Source organism: Corynebacterium sp. 21KM1197, from assembly GCF_033783015.1.
Lineage (GTDB): Bacteria > Actinomycetota > Actinomycetes > Mycobacteriales > Mycobacteriaceae > Corynebacterium.
Map to the genome: position 1 here is coordinate 1,907,093 of NZ_CP123907.1, position 22,454 is coordinate 1,929,546.

General features: G+C 66.3%; 22 protein-coding genes and 1 pseudogene. 8 read left to right on the forward strand and 15 right to left on the reverse strand.

Translation table 11 applies throughout. The annotated features are described in order from the left end of the window. Positions 1-136: 136 nt before the first annotated feature. Positions 137-1,282 carry a tRNA dihydrouridine synthase DusB gene (gene dusB / locus OLW90_RS09315; RefSeq protein WP_319649815.1) on the forward strand — a complete coding sequence of 382 codons (1,146 nt, stop codon included), beginning with the start codon at positions 137-139 and terminating at the stop codon, positions 1,280-1,282. Between the two features lie 22 nt (positions 1,283-1,304). Next, on the forward strand, positions 1,305-1,979 hold the full coding sequence (gene phoU, locus OLW90_RS09320; protein ID WP_319649816.1) for a phosphate signaling complex protein PhoU: 675 nt from the start codon (positions 1,305-1,307) through the stop codon (positions 1,977-1,979). On the opposite strand, the gene OLW90_RS09325 is transcribed toward phoU, so the two are convergent. The 6 genes from OLW90_RS09325 to mshD all read right to left on the reverse strand — a co-directional run bounded on the left by OLW90_RS09325 (position 1,961) and on the right by mshD (position 7,383). Next, on the reverse strand, positions 1,961-2,389 hold the full coding sequence (locus OLW90_RS09325) for a hypothetical protein (RefSeq protein ID WP_319649817.1): 429 nt from the start codon (positions 2,387-2,389) through the stop codon (positions 1,961-1,963). The genes phoU and OLW90_RS09325 overlap by 19 nt on opposite strands. A 100-nt stretch (positions 2,390-2,489) precedes the next feature. Continuing rightward, complete coding sequence (gene pstB / locus OLW90_RS09330; RefSeq protein WP_319649818.1) at positions 2,490-3,263, reverse strand: phosphate ABC transporter ATP-binding protein PstB; 774 nt, start codon at positions 3,261-3,263, stop codon at positions 2,490-2,492. Positions 3,264-3,281: 18 nt separating this feature from the next. After that, positions 3,282-4,187: a phosphate ABC transporter permease PstA gene (gene pstA, locus OLW90_RS09335; protein ID WP_319649820.1), complete on the reverse strand. Its 906-nt coding sequence runs from the start codon at positions 4,185-4,187 to the stop codon at positions 3,282-3,284. 12 nt (positions 4,188-4,199) lie between these two features. Continuing rightward, the gene (gene pstC / locus OLW90_RS09340) at positions 4,200-5,216 is read right to left on the reverse strand and encodes a phosphate ABC transporter permease subunit PstC (RefSeq protein ID WP_319649821.1); all 1,017 of its coding nucleotides are present in this window, start codon (positions 5,214-5,216) and stop codon (positions 4,200-4,202) included. A gap of 28 nt (positions 5,217-5,244) precedes the next feature. Next, positions 5,245-6,345, reverse strand: a complete 1,101-nt coding sequence (pstS, locus tag OLW90_RS09345) for a phosphate ABC transporter substrate-binding protein PstS (RefSeq protein WP_319649822.1) — start codon at positions 6,343-6,345, stop codon at positions 5,245-5,247. Between the two features lie 156 nt (positions 6,346-6,501). Further along, positions 6,502-7,383 carry a mycothiol synthase gene (gene mshD, locus OLW90_RS09350; protein WP_319649823.1) on the reverse strand — a complete coding sequence of 294 codons (882 nt, stop codon included), beginning with the start codon at positions 7,381-7,383 and terminating at the stop codon, positions 6,502-6,504. Between the two features lie 32 nt (positions 7,384-7,415). On the opposite strand from mshD, the gene OLW90_RS09355 reads away from it, so the two are divergent. After that, positions 7,416-8,222 carry a DUF2993 domain-containing protein gene (locus OLW90_RS09355; protein WP_319649824.1) on the forward strand — a complete coding sequence of 269 codons (807 nt, stop codon included), beginning with the start codon at positions 7,416-7,418 and terminating at the stop codon, positions 8,220-8,222. A gap of 286 nt (positions 8,223-8,508) precedes the next feature. Here the strand turns inward: OLW90_RS09355 and OLW90_RS09360 are convergent, their stop codons facing one another. After that, positions 8,509-9,594 (reverse strand): diacylglycerol kinase family lipid kinase, encoded by a 1,086-nt coding sequence (locus OLW90_RS09360; RefSeq protein ID WP_319649825.1) that lies wholly within the window; start codon positions 9,592-9,594, stop codon positions 8,509-8,511. On the opposite strand from OLW90_RS09360, the gene OLW90_RS09365 reads away from it, so the two are divergent. After that, positions 9,593-10,312 carry an FABP family protein gene (locus OLW90_RS09365; protein WP_319649826.1) on the forward strand — a complete coding sequence of 240 codons (720 nt, stop codon included), beginning with the start codon at positions 9,593-9,595 and terminating at the stop codon, positions 10,310-10,312. The two genes, OLW90_RS09360 and OLW90_RS09365, sit on opposite strands and share 2 nt — an antisense overlap. Here OLW90_RS09365 and OLW90_RS09370 read toward each other — a convergent pair. Further along, positions 10,309-11,206 (reverse strand): annotated as a pseudogene (locus OLW90_RS09370) (aminodeoxychorismate lyase). The gene OLW90_RS09365 and the pseudogene OLW90_RS09370 sit on opposite strands and share 4 nt — an antisense overlap. A 40-nt stretch (positions 11,207-11,246) precedes the next feature. Here OLW90_RS09370 and OLW90_RS09375 point away from each other — a divergent pair. Both OLW90_RS09375 and OLW90_RS09380 read left to right on the forward strand, forming a co-directional pair. After that, positions 11,247-12,326, forward strand: coding sequence for a folate-binding protein YgfZ (locus tag OLW90_RS09375; protein WP_319649827.1), 1,080 nt, complete (start codon positions 11,247-11,249; stop codon positions 12,324-12,326). Positions 12,327-12,489: 163 nt separating this feature from the next. Continuing rightward, entirely contained in the window at positions 12,490-12,696 is a 207-nt protein-coding gene (locus tag OLW90_RS09380; protein ID WP_319651873.1) for a DUF3073 domain-containing protein, read from the forward strand. Positions 12,697-12,809: 113 nt separating this feature from the next. On the opposite strand, the gene purM is transcribed toward OLW90_RS09380, so the two are convergent. From purM to OLW90_RS09395, 3 genes are read right to left on the reverse strand one after another with little or no spacing between them, the layout of a single operon-like run. Then, entirely contained in the window at positions 12,810-13,880 is a 1,071-nt protein-coding gene (gene purM / locus OLW90_RS09385) for a phosphoribosylformylglycinamidine cyclo-ligase (RefSeq protein WP_319649828.1), read from the reverse strand. A gap of 36 nt (positions 13,881-13,916) precedes the next feature. Further along, complete coding sequence (gene purF / locus OLW90_RS09390) at positions 13,917-15,443, reverse strand: amidophosphoribosyltransferase (RefSeq protein WP_413464511.1); 1,527 nt, start codon at positions 15,441-15,443, stop codon at positions 13,917-13,919. 5 nt (positions 15,444-15,448) lie between these two features. Next, positions 15,449-15,844, reverse strand: a complete 396-nt coding sequence (locus tag OLW90_RS09395) for a sterol carrier family protein (RefSeq protein WP_319649830.1) — start codon at positions 15,842-15,844, stop codon at positions 15,449-15,451. 135 nt (positions 15,845-15,979) lie between these two features. Here OLW90_RS09395 and OLW90_RS09400 point away from each other — a divergent pair, with 135 nt between their 5' ends. Further along, on the forward strand, positions 15,980-16,975 hold the full coding sequence (locus OLW90_RS09400; protein ID WP_319649831.1) for an acyl-CoA thioesterase: 996 nt from the start codon (positions 15,980-15,982) through the stop codon (positions 16,973-16,975). A 27-nt stretch (positions 16,976-17,002) separates the two neighbouring features. Here the strand turns inward: OLW90_RS09400 and trhA are convergent, their stop codons facing one another. Next, on the reverse strand, positions 17,003-17,707 hold the full coding sequence (gene trhA / locus OLW90_RS09405) for a PAQR family membrane homeostasis protein TrhA (RefSeq protein ID WP_319649832.1): 705 nt from the start codon (positions 17,705-17,707) through the stop codon (positions 17,003-17,005). Positions 17,708-18,333: 626 nt separating this feature from the next. Further along, positions 18,334-19,005 carry a LysE family translocator gene (locus tag OLW90_RS09410; RefSeq protein WP_319649833.1) on the reverse strand — a complete coding sequence of 224 codons (672 nt, stop codon included), beginning with the start codon at positions 19,003-19,005 and terminating at the stop codon, positions 18,334-18,336. A 70-nt stretch (positions 19,006-19,075) separates the two neighbouring features. Between OLW90_RS09410 and OLW90_RS09415 the strand changes: the two genes are divergently transcribed. Further along, positions 19,076-19,528 (forward strand): Lrp/AsnC family transcriptional regulator, encoded by a 453-nt coding sequence (locus OLW90_RS09415; RefSeq protein ID WP_319649834.1) that lies wholly within the window; start codon positions 19,076-19,078, stop codon positions 19,526-19,528. Here the strand turns inward: OLW90_RS09415 and OLW90_RS09420 are convergent. Both OLW90_RS09420 and OLW90_RS09425 read right to left on the reverse strand, forming a co-directional pair. Beyond that, positions 19,517-21,187 carry a siderophore-interacting protein gene (locus OLW90_RS09420; RefSeq protein WP_319649835.1) on the reverse strand — a complete coding sequence of 557 codons (1,671 nt, stop codon included), beginning with the start codon at positions 21,185-21,187 and terminating at the stop codon, positions 19,517-19,519. The genes OLW90_RS09415 and OLW90_RS09420 overlap by 12 nt on opposite strands. 2 nt (positions 21,188-21,189) lie before the next feature. Continuing rightward, positions 21,190-22,431 carry a SidA/IucD/PvdA family monooxygenase gene (locus OLW90_RS09425; protein WP_319649836.1) on the reverse strand — a complete coding sequence of 414 codons (1,242 nt, stop codon included), beginning with the start codon at positions 22,429-22,431 and terminating at the stop codon, positions 21,190-21,192. Positions 22,432-22,454 lie beyond the last annotated feature (23 nt).

The following is a 22,454-nucleotide window of genomic DNA, read 5'->3' on the forward strand; positions in this document are numbered from 1 at the left end:
CCGCCCCGGGACGGCAAAGAGTTACCAGGCCCACAGTAGTCGATATATCCGCGCCGCGCCGCTTCCTGCCCACGGTACCGGGACGTCGATAAGCAATAGTTTGAGCACCGCTGCTCCCCAGGCCACAATGTTCCTCGTGACTTTGCAGATCGGACCCCTCCGCCTCGACTCCCCGGTGGTGCTGGCGCCCATGGCGGGCGTGACCAACATGGCCTTTCGCACCCTGTGCCGGGAGATCGAGCAGGAGCGCACGGGTACCTCCGCCGCCCTGTACGTGTGCGAGATGATTACGGCGCGCGCCCTGATCGAGCGCAACCCCAAGACCATGCACATGACGGCCTTTGCCCCCGAGGAAAACCCGCGCAGCCTCCAGCTTTATACCACCGATCCGCAGCACACCTACGAGGCCGCGAGGATGATCGTGGAGGAAAACCTCGCGGATCACATCGACATGAACTTTGGCTGCCCCGTGCCCAAGGTCACCCGGCGTGGCGGCGGCTCCGCGCTGCCGTACAAGCGCCGCCTTTACGGCAACATCGTGGCCGCCGCCGTGCGCGCCACCGAGGGCACGAACGTTCCGGTGACCGTGAAGTTCCGCATCGGCATTGACGACGCCCACCATACCCACCTCGACGCCGGGCGGATCGCCGCCGAGGAGGGTGCGGCCGCCGTGACGCTGCACGCCCGCACCGCCGCCCAGCGCTACTCCGGGCAGGCCGACTGGGACGAGATCACCCGCCTGGTGGAACACATGCGCGGCTCCGGGGTGGCGGTGCTGGGCAACGGCGATATTTTTGCCGCCGAGGACGCCCGCCGCATGATGGAGCGCACCGGCTGCGACGGCGTGGAGGTGGGCCGGGGTTGCCTGGGCCGCCCCTGGCTCTTTGCGGAACTCTCCGCCGCCCTGCGCGGGGCTCCCCTGCCCGCCGAGCCCACCCTGGGCGAGGTCACCCGGATCATCACCCGCCACGCGGAACTCCTGGCCGCCCACGACGGCGAGGAACGCGCCTGCCGTGACATGCGCAAGCACATGGGCTGGTACCTGCGCGGCTTCCCCGTGGGCGGGGAACTGCGCGGCAGGCTGGCCAAGGTGAGCAGCCTTGCCGAACTGCGCGCGGAACTAGCCCCCTGGGCAGACTCCCCCGAAGTGGCCAAGGATTCCGACGGCGCGCGGGGCCGCCAAGGCTCTTCCTCCAAGGTGGCGCTTCCCGACGGCTGGCTGGACGATCCCGAAGATGAAACCGTGCCCGTGGGCGCGGACATCGACAACAGCGGAGGTTAGGTTTTCCTCCTATACTATGCCCATGCGTACCGCCTATAGAGAGCACCTTGATACCTTTTCCCACGACCTCGTGGCGATGTGCGACCTCGTAGACGCGGTGATGACCAAGGCCTCCGACGCCCTGCTGCACTCCTCCCTGCAACCCGCCGAGGAGGCGCTATCGCTGGAGGAGCAGGTCACCGAGATCGCCTCGCGGTGCGAATCCCGCGCCGTGGAACTACTGGCCCTCGAAGGTCCCGTGGCCCGCGATCTGCGGCAGGTGGTTTCCTCCATCTATATCGTGGAGGACTTTCGCCGCATGGCTGCCCTGGCCATGCACATCGCCAGCACCGCGCGGCGCAGGCACCCCCAGGCCGTGATACCCCAGGATCGGGAGGGCGACTTTGCGGAATTCGCCCGACTGGCCGCCGATATGGCCGCCAAGACCCGCGCCCTACTCCTTGACCCCGAGGCCCCCGCCGCCGTGGCGCTGAGCAAGGACGATGATTCCGTGGACGCCCTGCACCAGGACGTCATGGCCGGACTCACCCAGGGCCAGTGGAGCGGCACCGTGACCCAGGCGGTGGACGCCACGCTCATCGGCCGCTACTACGAGCGCTACGCGGATCACTGCGTGAGCGTGGCCGACCGCGTGATCTACCTCAGCACGGGCATGACCCGCAGCGAATACCTGGCTGCTCAGTCCTCGCGGATGTAGGCGGTGTCCCCGTCCTTGCCGATGATTGCCCGGGCGGGATATATTTTTCCTTCCACATCGTCGCAAAGGTTGAGATCACTGCGTTCTATGGTGTAGATACTAAAATTATCACCTTTCCGCATAATCAGCTTCGTAGGCCCGCCATCATACTGCGTAGTGGTATAACTAACGTCCCAGCCGTACCGACGCCGTATAGATTCCTCATCCGTATAAGGACAAGCAAAAACAAACTCCTCGGCATCAAAGTGATCCGACACCCGTGCCTGCCCCCGAGAATACAATTCCTCACGGAAAGATTCCAAGGGACGATTATGATACTTATGTTTCACCACAATTGCGGCCAGCAGCGCCGCGCAGAGAAAGCAGAAAACCAGGAAAACAATCAGGGAAACTTTTAAGAAACGCCGCATGGTAGCTCATTCTGCCTGATCTTAACGACATAAGCCAGGGCACCGCCGACAGCGCTGTGATCGCCCCTGCCTGCGGTGCCCTGACCTTATGCGGGTTTGCTTAGCCGAAGCGGCCCGCGATGTAATCCTCGGTTTCCTTCTGCTCCGGGTTCTCAAAGATCTTGCGGGTGGGCCCGGCCTCCACCAGGCGACCCGGCTTGCCGGTGGCCTCCAGGGAGAAAAAGGCCGTTTGATCGGACACGCGCGCCGCCTGCTGCATGTTGTGCGTGACGATCACGATGGTGAACTTCTCCTTCAACTCGTGAATGAGGTCCTCCACCGCCAGAGTGGAGATGGGGTCGAGCGCGGAACAGGGCTCGTCCATGAGCAGCACCTCCGGCTCCACCGCGATGGCGCGCGCGATACACAGGCGCTGCTGCTGACCACCGGAGAGTCCGCCACCCGGCTTGTCCAGGCGATCCTTGACCTCCTCCCAGAGGTTCGCGCCGCGTAAGGACTTCTCCGCCACCTCCTTGAGCTTCTTCTTGTTCTTCTCCCCCGCCAGCTTTAATCCGGCCACCACGTTGTCCTCGATGGACATGGTGGGGAAGGGATTGGCCTTTTGGAATACCATGCCGATGGTGTTACGCACGGCCACCGGGTCCACCTTGGCCCCGTAAATGTCCTCGCCGTCCAGGAGGATCTTGCCCTTCACGGAGGCGTTCGGGGTGACCTCGTGCATGCGGTTGATGGTGCGCAGCACCGTGGACTTACCGCAGCCGGACGGGCCGATGAAAGCCGTGACGGACTGGGCGGGCACGGAAAGATTGACGTTTTGCACGGCGTGGAAATCGCCGTAATAGATATTGACGTCCCTCAGCTCAAGCTTTGACATCTCAAGACTCCTCTTTATTTAGCGTTTAACCGAGAACTTGGCGGAAATGAACCGCGCCGCGATATTGAGCACCGCGATGATGAGCACCAGCGTGAACGCCGCGCCCCAGAGTTTGTCCACCACCGCGTCCGCGGTACCGGCCTTGTACATATCCACCATCATCAGCGGCAGGGAGGACTGCGGCCCGGCAAAGGGATCCCAGTTAATCACCTGCGTGGAGCCCACCAGGATCAGCACCGGGGCGGACTCGCCCATCACGCGCGCAATGGCCAGCATGATTCCGGTGATGATGCCCGAAAGCGAGGTGGGCAGCACAATCCGCACGATGGTTTTCCACTTGGGTACGCCCAGCGCATAGGAGGCCTCGCGCAGATCCTGGGGAACGATGCGCAGCATCTCCTCCGTATTGCGCACGATCACCGGCACCATGAGCAGCACCAGTGCCAGGGACACCGCCATGCCGGAGCGCTCGAAGCCAAAGAGCACGATCCACATGGAGTACACGAACAGCGCCGCCACGATGGAGGGCACACCGGTGAGGATGTCCACCATGAACGTGGTGATCCGGCCCAGGCGATTGCCGTTGGCGTACTCCACCAGGTACACGGCGGTGAACACACCGATGGGAATGGAGATGAGGGAACAAATTACCGTTTGCACCAGCGTGCCGATGATCGCGTGCAGCGCACCGCCACCGGGCTGGCTGTACATGATCTTGAACTGCGAGGAGGTCCACCAGTCCGCGCTGAGCACCGGGCCCAGGCCCCGGGAGACGAGCACAAAGAGCACCCACACCAGGGGAATCATCGCCAGGCCCATCGTGGCGTACACCAGCACCGTGGCCACGGTATTGGTGCTCTTGCGGGCGGCGGAAATATCGGTGAAGGCGGAACTCTTAATTTCCGTGATATTCGCGTTAGTCATAATCCTTGCCTCCTACTTCTTGCTCACCAGGGCGCGAGCAATAGAGTTCACCACGAAGGTCAAGAGGAAGAGCACCAGACCGGCGGCGATGTATGCACCGGCGGAGATGTTGTTATTGAACTCCGGGGCGGCGTTGGCGATCGCGGTGGCAAAGGTGGTGCCGCCGTCGAAAAGCGAGAACCTAAAGCCCGAGGACGGCGAGATGACCATGTACAGCGCCATCGTCTCACCCAGGGCGCGGCCCAGCCCCAGCATGGCGCCGGAGACGTAACCGGAGAAGCCGAAGGGCAGCACCGTCATGCGCACCACCTCCCAGCGGGTGGCTCCGAGCGCCAGGGCGGCCTCGATCTGCCCCTTGGGGGTTTGCACAAAGACCTCGCGGGTGGTGGCGGCGATGATCGGCAGGATCATCACGGCCAGCACGATACCGCCGGTAAAGAGGTTGCGGCCGGTGACAAAGGAGGGCGAGTTCTCATACAGGGAGAACAGGAAGAAGCCGCCCGCCCAGCTCTCCAGCCAGGTATAGAGGCCGGACAACCAGGGGCCGAGCACCTGCCAGCCCCACAGGCCGTACACGATGGAGGGCACCGCGGCCAGCATGTCCACCAGGTAACCCAGCGGCTTGACCGCGCCCTTGGGGGCGTAGTTGGACAGGAAGATGGCGATGCCCAGGGCCACCGGCATGGCGATGACCAGCGCCACCACCGAGACCAGCACCGTGACCGCCAGCAGGTTGGGGATACCGAACTGCATGGTGGAGGTGGCCTGGGTCTGCCACTCCCCGGAATAGGTGAGGAAGCCCCACAGGCCGCCCTCGTTGCGGGAGAGCGAGGGCACCGCGCGCCAGATGAGAAACAGGCCGATGGCCGCGATGAGCACCGTGATCAGCGTGGCAGACGTGGTGGAAAGGGTTTCAAAGACCCGATCCCCGGCGCGCTTGACCTTGGACGCACCCTGCGCAGCCTGAGCGTCAGCGGCTTCCTGCGCCGCGCGCTTGGCGCTGGGAGCCTCAGAAAGATGAGTTGGCATGAAACGACGATCCTTGGATTGGGCGGGCTTACTTGATGGCCTCGACGGCCTTGGTCAAGCGATCGAGGTGGGTGCCGGTGACCGGGATGTAGCCCAGGGATTCCAGCTGCTCATTCTGGGAGTTCAGGGCCACCGTGAGGAAGTCCTTGACGCGATCGGCGGCACCCTCGGTGGCACCGGAGTTGGTGTAATCCGAGCAGACGATCTCATAGGTGGTGAGCACCAGCGGGTACGCGCCCTGCTCCTGCATGGCAAAGAGGGCCTTGGAATCCACCACCATGTTGTTGCCCTCGCCGGTGAAGCTGAGGTTATCCAGGGCCACGCCCACGGAGTCCGAGTTGAGGGTGACGGGGCCGGAGCCGAAGTCAATGTTGGCGGCCTTGGCGTTCTGCTTCTCATCGACGAAGCCGGACTCCACGTAGGTGATCGCGCCGTTGATGGAATCCACCTCGGAGGCCACGCCGCTGGAACCGTTCGCGCCGGAGCCCACGCCGGAGGGGAAGGTCTGGCCGGTGGTCTCCCACTGATCCGGGACGGAGGCGTTGAGGAACTTCTGGAAGTTATCCGTGGTGCCGGACTCATCGGAGCGGTAGACCACCTGGATCTTCTGATCCGGCAGGTCCACGCCCTCGTTATCGGCGGCGATGGCGTCATCGTTCCAGTTGGTGATCTCACCCTTGAAGATCTTGGCCACCGTGGGCACGGAGAGGTTCAGCTCATCGACGCCCTCCAGGTGGTAGGCCACGGCCACCGGGCCGATCACCAGGGGCAGGTGCCAGGCCTCGGCACCGCAGCGATCGGCGGCCTTGCCCACCTGCTCATCGGACAGCGGGGAATCAGACCCCGCGAAGTCCACGGTACCGCCCACAAAGTTCTGGCGACCGGAGCCGGAACCGGAGGCGTTATAGGCCAGGCTCGCGCCGCTGACCTGGGAGCCATACTCCACGCCAAAGTAATCCATCGCCTTCTGCTGGGAGGAGGCACCCTCCGCCACGAGCTGGCCGGTGGCGTTGGATAGACCCTCGACGGAACCGCCATCGGCGGAGCCGGTCTCCTCCGAGCAGGCCACGAGCGCGGCGGAGGACGCGGCGGTGAGGCTCACGACGGCGGCAAGACGCTTGAAGTTCATGGTTACGGGAAACCCTTTCAGCTCTGTGATCAAGAGGTACGGCAGCAAAGGGTACGAGAGTTCCCTTTGTGCTCTCCGAGAGAAAAGGTAGAGCCCGATTGCGTCTAAAAAACTAATAACACGTGAACAACAAGTTAATTTCACACCACCATTTGGCTAACTACCCTGGGTGTACACCACATGTTCCTCCTCCACCTCAAAGCCCAAACGGTGGTAGGCCTTAAGCGCGGCATCGTTATCCGCCTCCACGTACAGGATCACCCGGCGGCCCCCCCTTTCCGCAAGATGGAAAAGGCCCGCACGCAGCAGGGAATCGCCCAGACGGCGACCTCGATAGGCCGCCGCCAGGCCCACCACGTAAACCTCGCCCAACCCCTCTTCCTCCTCGTGCCATTTTGTCCAGTGGAAGCCCGCCAGTTCCTCCCCGTGGGTGAGAAGAACCACACCGCGCGGATCGAACCAGGTGGCCTCCATCGCGCGCTCCAGGCGCGCCATGTCCCAACCGCCCTGCTCCGGGTGCCAGTCAAAGGCCTCATTATTGGCCCGCAACCACCGCTCCAACACCCGCTGGCGGCCCCACTGCGTGCTCAACTCGGCCAGATCGCTCAGCGCGTACCCCTCTGCGATCTCGGGCGCGTGCGCCGCCTCGGCCAGGGCCTGCCCCTTGATCCCCAGTACCTGCAAACGGCGAGTGGGCCGCATACCCCGAGCCCGCGCCAACCCCTGTGCCCCCGGGAGGTCGCCGTGCGCCCACACGGGTGCGGGAGGGAGGGCGTCGAGAAGCCGGGTGGCAAGCCCCTGCCTGCGGTGCGCGGGATCGACCACCAATTCCGCCTCCTCCCCCAGGGCGATGAGGCCCACCACGTCCTGGCCGGAGGTGGCGATGGCGTGGCGGTGATGCAGGCGGGGATCGTCCAGGCCCAGCACGAACTGCTCCGAGAGCGGGGCGATGCCATCGGCGCGAGCGGCGCGATCGAGCAGCGCGCGGGCGGCCGCAGCCTGGGGGGTACCGGGAAGATCAAGGAGGCGGATATTCATGCCCGCCCAGGGTACTCACTAGACTGGCCAGGGTGGTTGCCCGGAAGAAGATCCTTGCCCTGACCGCCACCTGCCTGGGCGCGGTGGCGGCGCTGGCGTGGGCGGCGGACTCCACCGTGGCCATTCGCGCGGAACGCGCCATCTCCACCGCCGTGGCGGACAACTCCAACCTAGAGGTACACCCCCGCGTCTACCTGGGCGGGGTGCCCTACGCCCAGGCGCTGCTCACCGGGGAAATCCCGCGGCTCTCCGTGGAGGCCCTGGACGTGGACACCCCCGGCCTGGGGCTGGTCAATGCCCGCACGGAACTCACCGCCATCGAGGCGGACCCGCAACAGGTGCTCAGCGGCAACCTCACCGGGGCCACTGCCGAGGTATTCAGCAGGCAACTGGGGCTGGACGGGGTGGCCGTGGGCGAGCAACTCGGCATGACCGACCTGGACATCGCCAATCCCTACGACATCTCCCCCGGCGGCGGCCCCGCCGTGGAGGTGCAACTCACCGGCACCCCGCCCGGCTTCGACGAGGCCGTGACGGTGATCGCCAGCCTGCGCCTCAACGGCCCCACCTTCCGCATGACGCCCATTGAGCTTCACGACGTCCCCCCGGCGCGCGCCCAGGAGGTCACGCAGGCCTTCACCTGGGAATTAGATACCCGTTCCCTGCCGCTGGCCGGGCAGGCCGAGGGGGTACATGTATCCGGCGGGTCCATCTACTTCACCGCGCAGCGGCGCAATATCACCGTGGCGTTTTCCGATCTCTCGCCCCTGGAGGCGGCCGAACATTCGGCGTATGACGATACGGATTATGGGCGGGATAATCCGGTGAGTGGAAGGTAAACCCGGCGGGGTTGAGTTTTTTGGGGGTGCTGCGTTCGGCGTGCGCACAAACCCCGCCGGTGTGTGACTGGTGTGAACCACTGGGGTACAAAAGCGCGTGGGCGGGATTTTTCCTCGCCACTGTGTGACTGGTGTGATTCTCCCACGTCACCAAGCGCTAATGGGCGCGCAGCAATGCATCCCGTCTGCCGGTGTGGGAGCCACGGGAATCACTCCCGTCACACACTGGCGAGGAAAAATCACCGCACGCCCCCTGAACCCACGAGAATCCCGAAAAACAAGAAACTTACCGCACCCGCACAAAATCGCGCAGCGCGTGCCCCACCGAGCGCCGCACGGACAGCGGCTCGCCCTGCGGGGCAAAGACCTCCAGGGCACCGGGCACGCACCCCAGGGTGACGGAGGTGTAATCGCCCTCATATTCCCCGTCCACCTGGAAGTGCTCGGGCTCGGGGCACACCAGGGTCACGGAGGTGGCGTCATCGAATTGCACGGTGCGGCGCTTGATCCAGCGCTCGATCCACCGGCGGTGCCCCACCCCGATGAGGTGCAACATGCTGGCCACCCCGCCCAGGCCCCGGATATTGGTGAGCCCAAAGAGGCCGAGCCCCTGGTCAAAGGAGTTGCGGGGATTGGTGACCACCGGCAGGGGGCCAAGGAACGTCCAGGGATTGGTGTTGGAGGCGAAAAGCAGCGGCATGGTGTGCCGGTGCAGCACCTCGCCCTCACTGGAGGTGGCGCGCACCTCAATGCTGGGCGGGTTGGCCTGGGTGCGCAACCAGGCCTCCGTGGATACCACCAGGTAGCGCAGGGGCGTGGCGGCAAAGCCCCGGCTGCGCACCTGTTCCACGCGCTCGATCACGGTGGCGTCAATGCCAAAGCCCGCATTGACGGCAAACCACCCCTCGTCCCAGGTTCCCAGGCAGATGGTGCGGCGCTGATCCTCACGCAGCACCTCGGCCAGTTGCTCGGCCAGCAGATCGGAGAAGGGCTGATAGCCCAGGGCGCGGGCAAACACGTTGGCGGAGCCGGTGGGCACCACCGCGAGCGCGGGAACCTCGCCGGGATCGGGGGCGGATTCCACGGGGCCGAGCAGGCCGTTGATGATCTCATTGACGGTGCCATCGCCACCCACGGCGATCACCACGTCATAGTCCTGGCGGGTCAGGCCCCGGCACATTTCCGCCGCGTGGCCCGCGTAATGGGTAAACACACTGCGCAGGTGCAGCCCCTCGACCTCGCTCAGGGCGGCCACCACGCGCCGCAGCATGAGCGGGGATTGGGTGGTGGCATTGGGGTTAGAGATCAGCAGCGCACGCACCCGCCCCAGTGTAGCCGTCCGGCACCGGGCACCCAGTACCCTGGTGGGCATGACTGAGCACAACCACGTTCCCGATACCCCCGGCGACGCCGCCGCCTCCGGCACCAACGGCACGAGCGCCAACAGCACCAACAACGCCGAGGGCACCCAGCCCGCCACGCGCAGCGGCAGCGACGCGGTGAACCTCGCCGCCGAGCAGTCCAAGAACACCGCCGGGCGCAATATCCCCGCCCTGGACGATCTGCCCATCGAGGCTGATACCGCTAACCTGCGCCTGGGGCCGAATCTGCACGATGGCCTGCTGGCCCTCCTGCCCCTGGTGGGCGTGTGGCGCGGCGAGGGTCAGGCCGATACCCCCGAGGGCGGTCAGTACGCCTTTGGCCAGCAAATCACCTTTGCCCACGACGGCGAGAACTACCTCACCTACGAGTCCCGCATCTGGAAGATTGATGAGGAGGGCAAGCCCAGCGGCCTGGATCAGCGCGAGTCCGGCTTTGTGCGCATTGACCTCAAGGACAACATCGAGTTCATCTGCACCCACTCCACGGGCGCGGTGGAGATCCTCTACGGCAAGCCGGTCAATGAGCGCGCCTGGGAGTTAGAGTCCGCCTCCACGATGGTCACGGAGACCGGCCCCGCCACCCTGGGACCGGGCAAACGGCTCTACGGCCTCATGCCCAATAACCACCTGGGTTGGGTGGACGAGCGCGTGGTGAACGGGGAACTCCACCCGCGCATGTCCGCGGAACTCACCCGCGTGGTGGGCTAGTTTCCCGTCACCGCGCGCTCGATCAACTCCCGGATCTCCGCCTCATTGGCGGGGGCCGGGAGTTTTTCACCATTGAGGCGGGTGACCCGGGCCGCCAGGCGCACGGAACTGACCAGCCACACGGATTCCGCCGCCAGGAGATCGGCCACCGTGAGGTCCTTGGCCTTGCAACGCCAGCCGGCGGCCTGGGCGGCGTCGAAAAGCGCGGCCTGGGTGGTGCCGCGCAGCACCATGCCCCCGGGGGTGGGGGTGCGCAGCTTGCGGTTCTTTTTTTGCCACCACCACGGTGGAGGTGGCGCCCTCAAGCACGCGGGCCTGCTTCCCGGTGCCCTCGGTGTAGATCACGTCCTCGCAGCCCTGGGTGCGGGCGTGGCGCAGGGCGGACATCGCGGCGGCGTAGTTGAGGGTTTTCGCGCCCGTGGAGAGCCATTCCCGGGCCTGCTCGTCCACGGTGAGGCCGCGCGGGAGGGTAAGCGCGCGCACGCCCTCCTCGCGCTGCCTGCGCTGCTCGGCGGGCACCTCCGCGATGGTGAGCCAGGCCGAGGGATAGCCGGTGGAGGCCCGGCCGTGGCTGTACGTCCACACGCACTTGCCCTCCGCGTCCTCGCCGCGCTCGGCCACCCAGGCAGCCAGGGCCTCGCGGGTGGCCCCGCGCCAATAGTCCAGGTCGGGGGCCGGAAGCCCCAGGGCGCGGGCCGAGGCGGCAAAGCGCTGCGCGTGGCGCTCCTCGTTGCACGCGCGCCCATCGCGCACCAGGAAGGTTTCAAAGATGCCGTCGCCCCGGGTCACCGCCGCGTCGTCCCAGAATAGAAAGGGCAGGGAGGCGTTGTGCCTGCGCAGGGAGCCGCCAAAGGGCTCCAGAATGAAGATGATGGGCGCGGTGGTTCCAGCCATACCTTGAATTATGCCCGCTGACGGTGGTTACCATCTACCTGTGTCTGATACCACCTCCTATGCCTCCCCCCTGCTGAGCCTGCCCGGCGCCCTGCCCGCCCACGAGTCCGATCCCCTCGCCCTGGGCGTGGACAGCCGGGGGGTGGCCTGGCACTACGGCGATCCCCTGGCCGAGCAGCGCCAAACGGCGGAATCCGGGGTGTTCATCGACCGCTCGCACCGCACCATCCTCCGGGTCACCGGGGAGGACGCCGCGGGCTTCCTGCACAACCTGCTCAGCCAGGGTCTCGCCGAGGCCCCCGTGGGCTTCCACGCCGACGCCCTCAACCTCGACGCCCAGGGGCGCGTGCTCCACCACGCCGGGATCATGCGCGCCGAGTCCGGCTTCTACCTTGATCTACCGCGCGCCCAGGCCGAAGGCCTGCTGAGCTTCCTCACCCAGATGATCTTTTGGTCCAAGGTGGAGATCGCCGAGAGCTCGCTGGGCCTCATCACCGTTCTGGGAGCCAGCCCCGCGCTTATCGACGCCACCCCGCGCCTTGCGTGGGCACGCAGCGAGGGCGACAGGATCGACCTCGCCGTGGAACGCGCCGATCTCCCCGAGGTGGCCGAGGCGCTGCGGGCACAGGGCCTGCAACCGGCGGGTTTGATGGCCTGGACGGCGCACCGCGTCCACGCCCTCGAACCGGAATTGAGCGCCGATCTGGACGCCAAGACAATTCCGCACGAGGTACCCACGTGGATCGGGCGCGGGGAGCACCTGGGCGCGGTTCACCTAGAAAAGGGCTGCTACCGGGGCCAGGAAACGGTGGCCCGGGTGGAAAACATCGGACGCTCCCCGCGCCTATTGGTCCGCCTGCACCTGGACGGCTCCGTACCGGTGCTCCCCGCACCGGGAACGGAGATCACCGCCCAGGAACGCCGCGTGGGCAGGCTGGGCACGGTGGTGCACGATCACGAGTTTGGGCCCATCGCTCTGGGGCTGATCAAGCGCTCCGCCTTGGAGAGTCCCGGGCTGGTGGCGGGCGACGCCGCGCTGGCCGTGGACACGGATTCCCTGCCAACTTTTGAGGGAGACAAAGCGGGCCGCGCCGCGATGGATCGGCTGCGCGGCCGGTAGGGGTTTATGGCCCCTATCCTGCTGAAAACCGGCAATACCGGAGGCGGTGCAGAAATTTTTGAGCGGAACCGCTATTGTGTCTTACAGGAATATAGACATACGTAAAGCAGATGGGGCATCCGAATACCCTGGATCGCCCGGAAACTCCAAGGGGGTCATCGCCATGGGTCGCGGTCGCGCGAAGGCAAAGCAGACCAAAGTTGCACGCCGGTTGAAATACAGCACGCCAGATATGGATCTGGAGTCCCTACAGCGTGAACTAGCCGGCAAGGCTCCTCACAGTACCTACGAGGACTCACAGGACGAGACGGACTATGAGGACCCGTACGCGGAGTACGCCTACTGGGATGAAGAGGAGAAGGACCGCTAAGGTTCTCTTCTCCCCCTCACCACCACGAGGAAGGGGCGGCACCCTCTCCACCGGAGAGAGGCCGCCCCTTCTTTGTTGCGCCGTTAGTTGCCGTTATTGCATTGTCAGGCGGCTCAGTAGCCGGGGTGCGAGCCCGTCATCACCACGCGCTGATCGTCGCCCTCGGCGGCGTCGCGCACCGTGCCGATCTCGAAGCTAGGAATGTGGCGCGCGGCGAGCATGGCCAGGGCGCGATCCCGATCCTTCTCCGAGACCACGGCCACCATGCCCACGCCCATGTTGAAGGTCTTTTCCATCTCCTCCTGAGATACCTTGCCCAGCGAGGAGATGGTGCGGAAGATCTGCCCCGGCGTCCAGGTGCCGCGCGAGATGGTGGCCACCAGGTGATCCGGGATCACGCGGGCCAGGTTCCCGGCCAGGCCGCCGCCGGTGACGTGGCAGAACGTGTGAATATCGCACTCGGCGGCCAGGGCCAGGCACTCGCGGGTATAAATCCTGGTGGGTTCCAGCAACTCCTCCCCCAGGGTGCGGCCCAGTTCCTCCATGTGTCCATCCAGCGGCAGGCCCGCCTTTTCCAGCAGCACGTGGCGGGCCAGGGAGTAACCATTGGAGTGCAGGCCCGAGGAGGCCATGCCAATGATCACGTCACCGGCGCGCACCCGATCCGGCCCCAGCAGCTCATCGGCCTCCACCACGCCCACGGCGGTGGCGGAGACGTCATACTCCCCCGGTTCCATCAGGCCGGGGTGCTCGGCCGTCTCGCCGCCCAGCAGCGCGCAGCCAGCCTGCACGCAGCCCTCCGCGATGCCGGAGACGATCTGCGCCACGTGCTCGGGCACCACCTTGCCGATGGCGATGTAATCCTGGAGGAAGAGCGGCTCCGCGCCGCACACCACGAGGTCATCCACGCACATCGCCACCAGGTCGATGCCGATGGTGTCATGCTTGCCCATCGCCTGCGCCACGGCGAGCTTGGTGCCCACGCCGTCCGATCCGGCGGCCAGCAGCGGCTCCCGGTACTTGCCCAGGGCGAAGAGCCCGGCAAAGCCACCCAGGCCGCCGCGCACCTCGGGGCGGGTGGCCTTCTTGGCCAGGGGGGCGAATAGTTCTACGGCGCGGTCGCCGGCCTCGATGTCCACCCCGGCGGCGGCGTAGGAGGCACCGGACGTTTCGTTCTGGCTCATCGTCTCATCTTTCATGGTCGTAGTTTCTATCGGGATCTAACTCTGAGCAAGGGGTGCCTGGAGGCGGGCCACCAGGTCCGCGTTGGGATTGCCCTGGGGCAGTCCCAGCGGGTATTCCCCGGAGAAGCAGGCCGTGCACAACTCGGACATCGGCTGCTCGGTGGCCTCCACCATCTGCTCGATGGAGACGAAGCCCAGGGAATCCGCGCCAATCGCGGTGCAGATGGACTGGGCCACGTCCTCATCGTTTTGACTATCGCCGGAATTGGCAATGAGTTCCCCGGGGCTGGCAAAGTCGATGCCGTAGAAGCAAGGCCACTTCACCGGCGGGGAGGCGATGCGCACGTGTACCTCGGCGGCCCCGGCCTCCCGGAGCATGCGGATCAGCGCGCGCTGGGTATTGCCGCGCACGATGGAATCATCCACCACGATCAGGCGCTTGCCCTCGATCACCTCGCGCAGCGGATTGAGTTTCAGGCGGATACCCAACTGGCGCAGGGTCTGCGAGGGTTGGATGAAGGTGCGGCCCACGTAGGAGTTCTTCACCAAACCCTGCCCAAAGGGAATCCCGGACTCCCGGGCGTATCCCACCGCCGCCGGGGTGCCGGACTCCGGCACCGGCATGACCAGATCGCCCTCGGCCGGGAACTCCCGGGCCAGGCGGCGCCCGATCTCGATGCGCACGGCGTTCACGGAGCGATCACGGATCACGGTATCCGGGCGGGCCAGGTACACGTACTCGAACACGCAGCCCTTGTGGCGGGGCTGAGCAAAGCGCTCGGTGTGGATACCCGTGGCGTCGATAGCCACCATCTCGCCGGGCTCGATCTCCCGGACAAAGGAGGCACCCACGATGTCCAGGGCGCAGGTCTCGCTGGCCACCACCCAGCCGCGTTCCAGGCGGCCCAGGGCCAGGGGGCGCACGCCATAGGGATCGCGGGCGGCGTAGAGGGTCTGCCCATCGGTGAAGGTGAGGCAGAACGCGCCGTGAACGCGCGGAAGCAACTCGCGGGCGGCGTCGAGCACCGTGGTGCCGTCCTGGACGGCGTCGGCAAGCAGGGCGGTGAGCACGTTCGTGTCGGAGGCGCTGGCGGCGTCGAGCACGCCGCGCTCGGTGGCCTCATCGCGCAACTCCATGAAGTTCACCAGGTTGCCATTGTGCCCCAGGGCGATGTCCGTGCCGTTGGCGGAGGTTCGGAACATCGGCTGGACGTTATTCCAATCCGTGCCGCCCGCCGTGGAATAGCGGGTGTGACCGATGGCCACGTCCCCCTCGAAGGAATCCAGCAGCATCTCATCGAAGATCTGGGACACCAGGCCCATATCCTTGTACACGATGATGCGATCCCCATCGCCCACCGCGATACCGGCGGCCTCCTGGCCGCGATGTTGCAGGGCAAAGAGCCCAAAGTACGTGAGCTTGGCTACTTCCTCCCCCGGCGCCCACACCCCGAATACACCGCATTCCTCTCGCGGTGCGGTCTCCCCGCGATCATCAAGGTTCACGGGAGGCGAGACAGGGACGGGAGGACAATGCGTGTTCCTAAGTGCCACGGGCAACATCATAGCTACCGCGAGCCACCCAGCCTAAACAACGGCAACCAACCGGCCACCTCGCCCGCCCTGGCTCCCGACGCCTCCACCGCGCCCTCCGCGCAGGCCTGCGGGTACTCCACCTCCCCCAGCGCCAGGCGCAGCCACGTCAGCGCGTTCATCTCCACCACGTTTGGCGGGGTGCCGCGCGTGTGCCGGGGCCCCTCGATGCACTGCACCGCCACGAACGGCGGCACCCGCACCTCCACCGAGTGCCCTGGCGCGCTCTGCTCCAGCAGGCGCGCGGACTGCCGCACCGCCGCCGCTACCTCCGCACGCGGGGGCTTATCGACGCCCTCGGGATCGCGCACCCACCGCTGCACTGCCTCCACCGCGCGGCGCGCGGCAAGGGGATCAACCTTCTTAGCCACCCCGGCAGTATATCTACTTGCTCTAGCCGCTTATCCCTGGCTTATCCCCGGGTTATCAGCGGCCGCCACACACGGTATGGTGGTGGGGTCTATACGGAGATAAACCCCAGTACACCCACGGAGAACACTGCTTTTATGACCACCCCTGCTACCAAATCCCCCTCCGTCACCCTCCGCTTCATGGCGGCCCCCACGGACGTCCTCTTTGCCGATTCCCACGGCATTTCCGGCGGGCGCGTCCTGGAATGGATCGATAAGGCCGCCTACGCCTGCGCCACCCAGTGGAGCGGCACTTATTGCGTGACCGCCTACGTAGGCCACATTCACTTCACCCGCCCCATTCCCTCCGGGCACCTCGTGGAGGTGCGCTCCCGCATCGCCATGACCGGGCGCACCTCCATGCACATCATCAACGAGGTCTTTTCCGCCGACCCCCGCGAGGGCGTATTCACCCGTGCCTGTGACTGCCTGGTGATCTTCGTGGCCAAGAGCCCCGGCACCGGCAAGTCCACCCCCGTGCCCACCTTCGTGCCCACCTCCGACGAGGAGTACCGCGTTCAGGAGGCCGCCCGCTCTCGCATCGCCCTGCGCAGCGCCATCGAGGCCGAGATGGAAAAGCAGACCTACGACGGCCCCTCCGACGCCCCCCGCCTGATTACCCGCTTCCTGGCCAAGCCCACCGACGTGAACTGGGGCGGCAAGGTCCACGGCGGCACCGCCATGGAATGGATCGATGAGGCCGGAACCGCCTGCACGATGGAATGGTCCGGGGAACACACCGTGGCCGTCTACGCCGGAGGCATCCGCTTCTACCAGCCCATCTCCATCGGTGACCTCATCGAGGTGGACGCGCGCATGTTGCGTACCGACGAACGCAGCATGCAGATGTCCATTCACGTGCGCGCCGGCGACGCCCACCGAGGCCGCGGCGAACTGGAAACCGCGATCCACGCCACCGTCTCCTACATCGCCAAGGACGTGGACGGACACGCGCTGCCCAGCCGTCAGTTCACCCCCGTGACCGAGGAGGATCAGCGACTGGCCGAGCACGCCACCATCCTGCGCAACCTGCGCGCCGAGTACTCCCCCAAGCCGCTCATTACGCCGCCGCGCGCGCAGCACGTGGACTAAATTGTCTTTCGGGTGTGCGAGAACGGCCTAGCCCACCACCACGATCCACACCGCCACCAGGTGTAACACCGCCGCAATCACCGTGGCGGTGTGGAAATGCTCGTGGAAACCATAATGCCGCGCCGAACGCCCCGGCCACTGCACCGCATACATCACCGCGCCCAGGGAATACACCAGGCCACCGGCAAAGAGGAGCCACACCACCGCCGGGCTCGTTTGTGCCCACAACTGCGGTATCAGGGGCACGATCATCCACCCCAGAGCCAGGTACACCAACAAATCCACCCAACGCGGATGCTCAATCCACACCAGGCTCAGCGCCACCCCTAAGAGGGCACCGGCCCACACCACGCCCAACATCCAGGCTGCCTGCACCGGGGAGAGCGCGATGAGGCTCAACGGGGTGTACGTGGCCGCGATAAACACCGCGATCATCGCGTGATCCGCCCTACGCCACCAAACCACCGTCTTTTCCCTGCGCCACGGGCCCCGGTGATAGGCTGCCGACACGCCAAAGAGCGCAAAGAGGCCCACCGCGTACACACTCACCCCCAGGGCCTGCCACCAGGGCAGCGTCATCCACGCATAGGTGGACAAGACCGTGCCCGCGATGACGCTTAAGATCGCCCCGATGAAGTGGGCTACGCCGCGCCCCGTGGGGCGTTCACCGCGATCCCACACGTAACGAGTTTGGGCTATCAGACCTTCCGGTACCGCCGTGTGCTCCACCATGAGGTCATGGTACAGAGCATTTTCCACGCCGGTGTGTGACGCATGTGGTTCCCAGTGGGCTCGCAGCGGCGGGGAGGGTGACTTTTCTTGCGCTGTGGGGACGTCGATAGTCCCACCAGTCACATAGTGGTGGAGAAAGTAGCAGACCGGCGCCCCAGGGGTAGGGCATGGCGGGTAGGTGTATTCGGAGAATAGAATGAACGATGTTCGGGGGAATCACAGTTTCCTCGAACGCTCGATCCCTTCGGTGGCGCTTGTCCCCGCCACGGGTGGGGACGGTGCTCGTGAAGGGCACGTCCTCTCTGAAAGAAGGGAGGTGGGAATCATGGCCCTGTCGAAGAAAAGGAGCCGCCGCGAGAGTAGCAGCTCTCTACGACGACTCCTTGGGCGGGTCGCTTCCAGCGTCATCGCGGGCTACATCCGCGATGGGATTAGCTGGTTGATCGACCTCTTGTAGTCCCACCCGAGATCCCTACTTTTCCTGAAACGAGAGGTAGGGATTCTCGCGTTTTTACCTCCGGGCGCGGAGGATACCGCCATTCTAGATCAGCCCCGCCCTCACAGCAATGGTTCACTGAGATCAATACCGCCCCCACCCTACCCAAAAATATCTGCAACAACACACATCACAGTCCAATCACCACCTCCCCGACCATCACCGCCGCCAGCACCAGCATGGCCACCCCGCCCAAGGCTTGCATCACCACGGCGGCGCGCTCGTTGGCCCGCAGCACCCGGCGCGCAGCCAGGCTCAGGCCGGTGTACATCGCCACCACGCTCACGGTAAAAGCCATGCCCAAGGTGAACATCTGCGTGCTCACGGACCACGCGGCCTGGGTATTCACAAACTGCGGGAGCATGGCCACAAAGAACATAATCGCCTTGGGGTTGAGCAGGCTCACGCCCATGCCCTCCCACACCGGTGAGGAGGCCTTATCGCCCCGCACCTGCCCCTGGGCCCCAGCCGTCACCCGCGCGGCGGGGCGCAGCCCCCATAGCATCGTGGCCCCAAGGTAGGTCAGGAGCACCGCACCGCCCACGCTGATGATGGTGAACACCGCCGGGTGTTGGGTGACTATCACGCCTACCCCGGCGGCCACCACGGCGCTCATCACCACGTATCCGGCTCCGATTCCCGCCACGGCCTGATTCACCGCCGCGCGGGAATCCGAGCCGATCACGTGGCGCAGGATAAGCCCCCAGTCCGGGCCGGGAATGCAGGTCATCAGCACGGAGATACCCCAGAAACTCAGCAGCAGCGCAATATCCATGCGCATGAGGGTGCTAAAGCGCAGCATAAAAACCAAAGGCGCGCAGATTCCACCGCTACCTAGCGAGAACAACCACAAAAGTGCATAATCCTTGCACATGGACGAGATTTCCCGCACGATTCTTGCCACGCTTCAGGATAATGCGCGCACCACCGCCGCGGGCCTGGCCGCGCTCACCGGGGCGGCCGCCTCCACGTGCCTGCGCAGGCTGCGGGCCTTGGAGGCGTCGGGGGCGATTCGCGGCTACCACGCCGATATTGATCCCGCCGCCGTGGGCTTTTCCCTCCAGGTAATCGCCTTTGTCACCCTGGAGCGGGAGGATCGCGCCACCATTGAGGCATTTGAAAAGGAGGTGGTGACCATCGAGCAGGTCATCAGCGCGGAGCGACTCTTTGGCGATCCCGATTATCTGCTGCGCGTGGCCGCCCGCGACCTGGAGGATTATCAGCGCCTGCGCGATAACCACCTGGGTGGCCTGCCGGGGCTAAGCAAAATCACCTCCACGATGGTCATGCGGACCCTCGTGGAGCACCGGCCGCTACCGCTCTAGCCACAGCAGGGTGGAGGACCACCCCACCCGCGCGGTCCTCGCCACGCGCCACCCGGCGGCCCGCGCCGCACTATCGACGTCGCCAGCCGTGGGCACGCGGGTGCCGTCCAGGCATAGGCGCACGATGTCCTCGGCAAAGTCGTGCTCGCTGTCCTCGCCCTCGGGGGTGAGGCGGGTCAGCAGGGCCACCCGGCCGCCACAGGCCCCCAGGGCAACTAAGCACTCGGATACCTCCGTGGCGGTAGCCTGGCCGAAGGGATCGACCAGGATCACCACCCCCGCCTGCACCTCGGGGAGGTCAGCCCACGCCACCGCCCGGGCCGGGGTGCCGCGCCGGGTGAACTCCTCCGCGTACACGCGGGCACCCGGCCCGCACACCGCCACGGGGTCGCCGGAAGAAACGGCCTCCACCAGGGCGGGGGCCACCCATTGCGCGGATTCCTCGGCCTCCTCCTCCCACTCGGCGGCGTCGTAAGTCACCGGGCGGGGCGCACCGGAGGCCAGCACCTCCTCGATACCGGCCACTGCCATCGTGCGGTGGGCCGCCACGCCCGCGAGGTGTTCGAAGAGGTGGGATTCCTCATCGGCCAGGTCGTGCGAGAGCGCGGTGAGGCGGTAGCCGGTGCCCTCCCGGGCCACCAGTTCCAGGGATTCGAGGTAGCGCAGGAGGCGCGCTAGGGCGTCCGGGGCCAGGCCCGTGGCCCGGGCGAGCACGGGTACCTCGGCGGGGCTGCGATCCGCGATCGCCGCGAACACCCCGGCGCGCATGGCGGCACGGGTGGCAAAGCCGGGCACCGGATCCAGGAGCGCCGCCAGGTGGCTAAACAGCGCGTAACCGGCGGCCTTATCCTCCTCCTTCTTCTCGGCGGGGCGGTCGCGCCAGTAGCCTGTGACCTCCAGGTTCTCCGGGGCCACGCCGCGCTCCTTGAGGTCGCGGCGGATCTGGCGGAGGCTGCCCGCCTCCCCGGCTACCCAGGCATAGGGCGTGCCCGACAAGAAATCGGCCTGGGCCACGGCCTCGACCATGCTGCCGCCCTCGGCGCGCACCACCCAGCGCAGGTCCACCTCCGCCGAGGTGCTCAAGTCCTGAATGTGCTCGCGCCGGGCCACCTCCACGATGGCCAGGCAGCGGTGCCCGGCGGGCAATTCCTCCAGGCAGCGGCTCATCGCAGGCAGGGCGGTCTCATCGCCCACCAGCAGCAGCCAATCGGTGTGGGTGGGCAGGCGCAGGCAGTTCTTGGGGCCCGCCACCCACAGGCGATCGCCCACCTGCGCGGCGCGCGCCCATTCGTCGGCAAGCCCCGCCTCGTGGTGGGCAAAGTCCACGGTCAGCCGCCCCACCTCCGGTTCCCAGCGGCGCACGGTATAGGTGCGGAAGAGATCCTTGACCTCCGCCGACCACTGGTTGATGCCGCGCTCGTCCGGCTCGGGGCGGGGACGCGCGCCGGTGGCGGGATCGGGGAAGATCAACCGCACGTCATCATCGAAGCCGTCGCTGACCAGGTGGGGCACCTCGAAGCCCGCGTAGGAGTGCGCGGCCAGTTGCTCCCCTCCGAACACCACGCGCCGCATGCCGGAGTTGATCTGCTGAATCTCCAACACCTCCAACTCGCGCACGGAGATGGGGTAAATATCGCGGTCCCTGCTATTCTTGCCCATTTTTATAGTCCTTTCACGCCGGCCATGATTCTATCGGAGAGTTCGCCCAGGCAACTGAGGTTGGCAAAGCCCGGCCCCTGCCGATACCCCGCCAGGGTGGGCAGGAAGAGTCGGCCGTCCATGCCCTCGAAGCGCAGGGTGGCGTCGATACGCTCCTCGAGATCCTGGGCGCGCACCGCCTGCCAATCCGCGGCCCCCGCCTCCCGCGCCAGGCGCTCGCGCGTGGCGGCTTCCAGGTAGGAGCCGAACCACAGCGGGGAATTGCCGCGCGCGTCCACCACCAGGTCGGCGCACACGCTGCCCTCGTAGGTGGTATCCCCGGCCTGGGTGCGCCGGTAGGTGACCCGCAGCGCGCCCTCCTCCCGCGCCACCGCGCTCACCGTGCCGCGATGGTGCTCCACGCGCCCGTCCAGCCCCACGCGCTGCTGAATCCGCACGGAATACACGCTGCGGTCGGTGCGGCCCAGCAGGTCGCGCCGGGCGGCCTCGTCCAACTGCTGCCAGCGGTACGGATCGGTGTACAGGCGATTTTCAAACTGCCCCTCGCCGCGCGTGAAGATCGCCGCGCTGGGCGAGATCACGGTGATCTCCCCCACCCGGGTATCAATGAGCTGATCCACCACGCTGGCCGAGGACTCCCCGGAGCCGATCACCACCACCGAGGCCCCCTCGGCGGGACGGTGTTCCCAGAAATCCGCCAGGGAGCACACCCCCGGCACCTGCGCTATGCGACGCCCACTCGACCCCGGCCCGGTGACCATGAGGCTCCGCGCGCCGAGGTGGCCTGCGGTGGTATCGACCTCCCAGGCCTCTCCCAGCCGCGCGCTGGTGACCTCGGCGGCCACCACCTCAATCCCCAGGCGATCCACCACCCATTGCAGGTAATCCGCCCACTGCTCGTGCAGCGGGGCGGGCCGACCCCGGTCTATCCAGGCACCGAACTCCCCGCGATCAATCAGGAAGGCCGCCCACCCGTGCCGGGCCAGCAACTCGTCCACCTCGGCGGAACGCTCCCCCGCCACGCGGGTGCGGTACGGGAATCCCACATCCTTTTCCGGCGGGGTGCCCAGGCCGTGCCGGCCATCCGTCCACCCGCCGCGCGCCCGCCAGTGGCCGCCCACCCCCAGCGGGTCCACCAGCGTCACCGAGGGGGCGGGCAACCCTAGTTCGCTCAGCACGGCGGCCTTGGCCGCCACGGCCACACCCTTGGGGCCCGCGCCCACCACGAGTAGATCCACGGTCATTCATGCTCCTTCTGGTTGCTTTT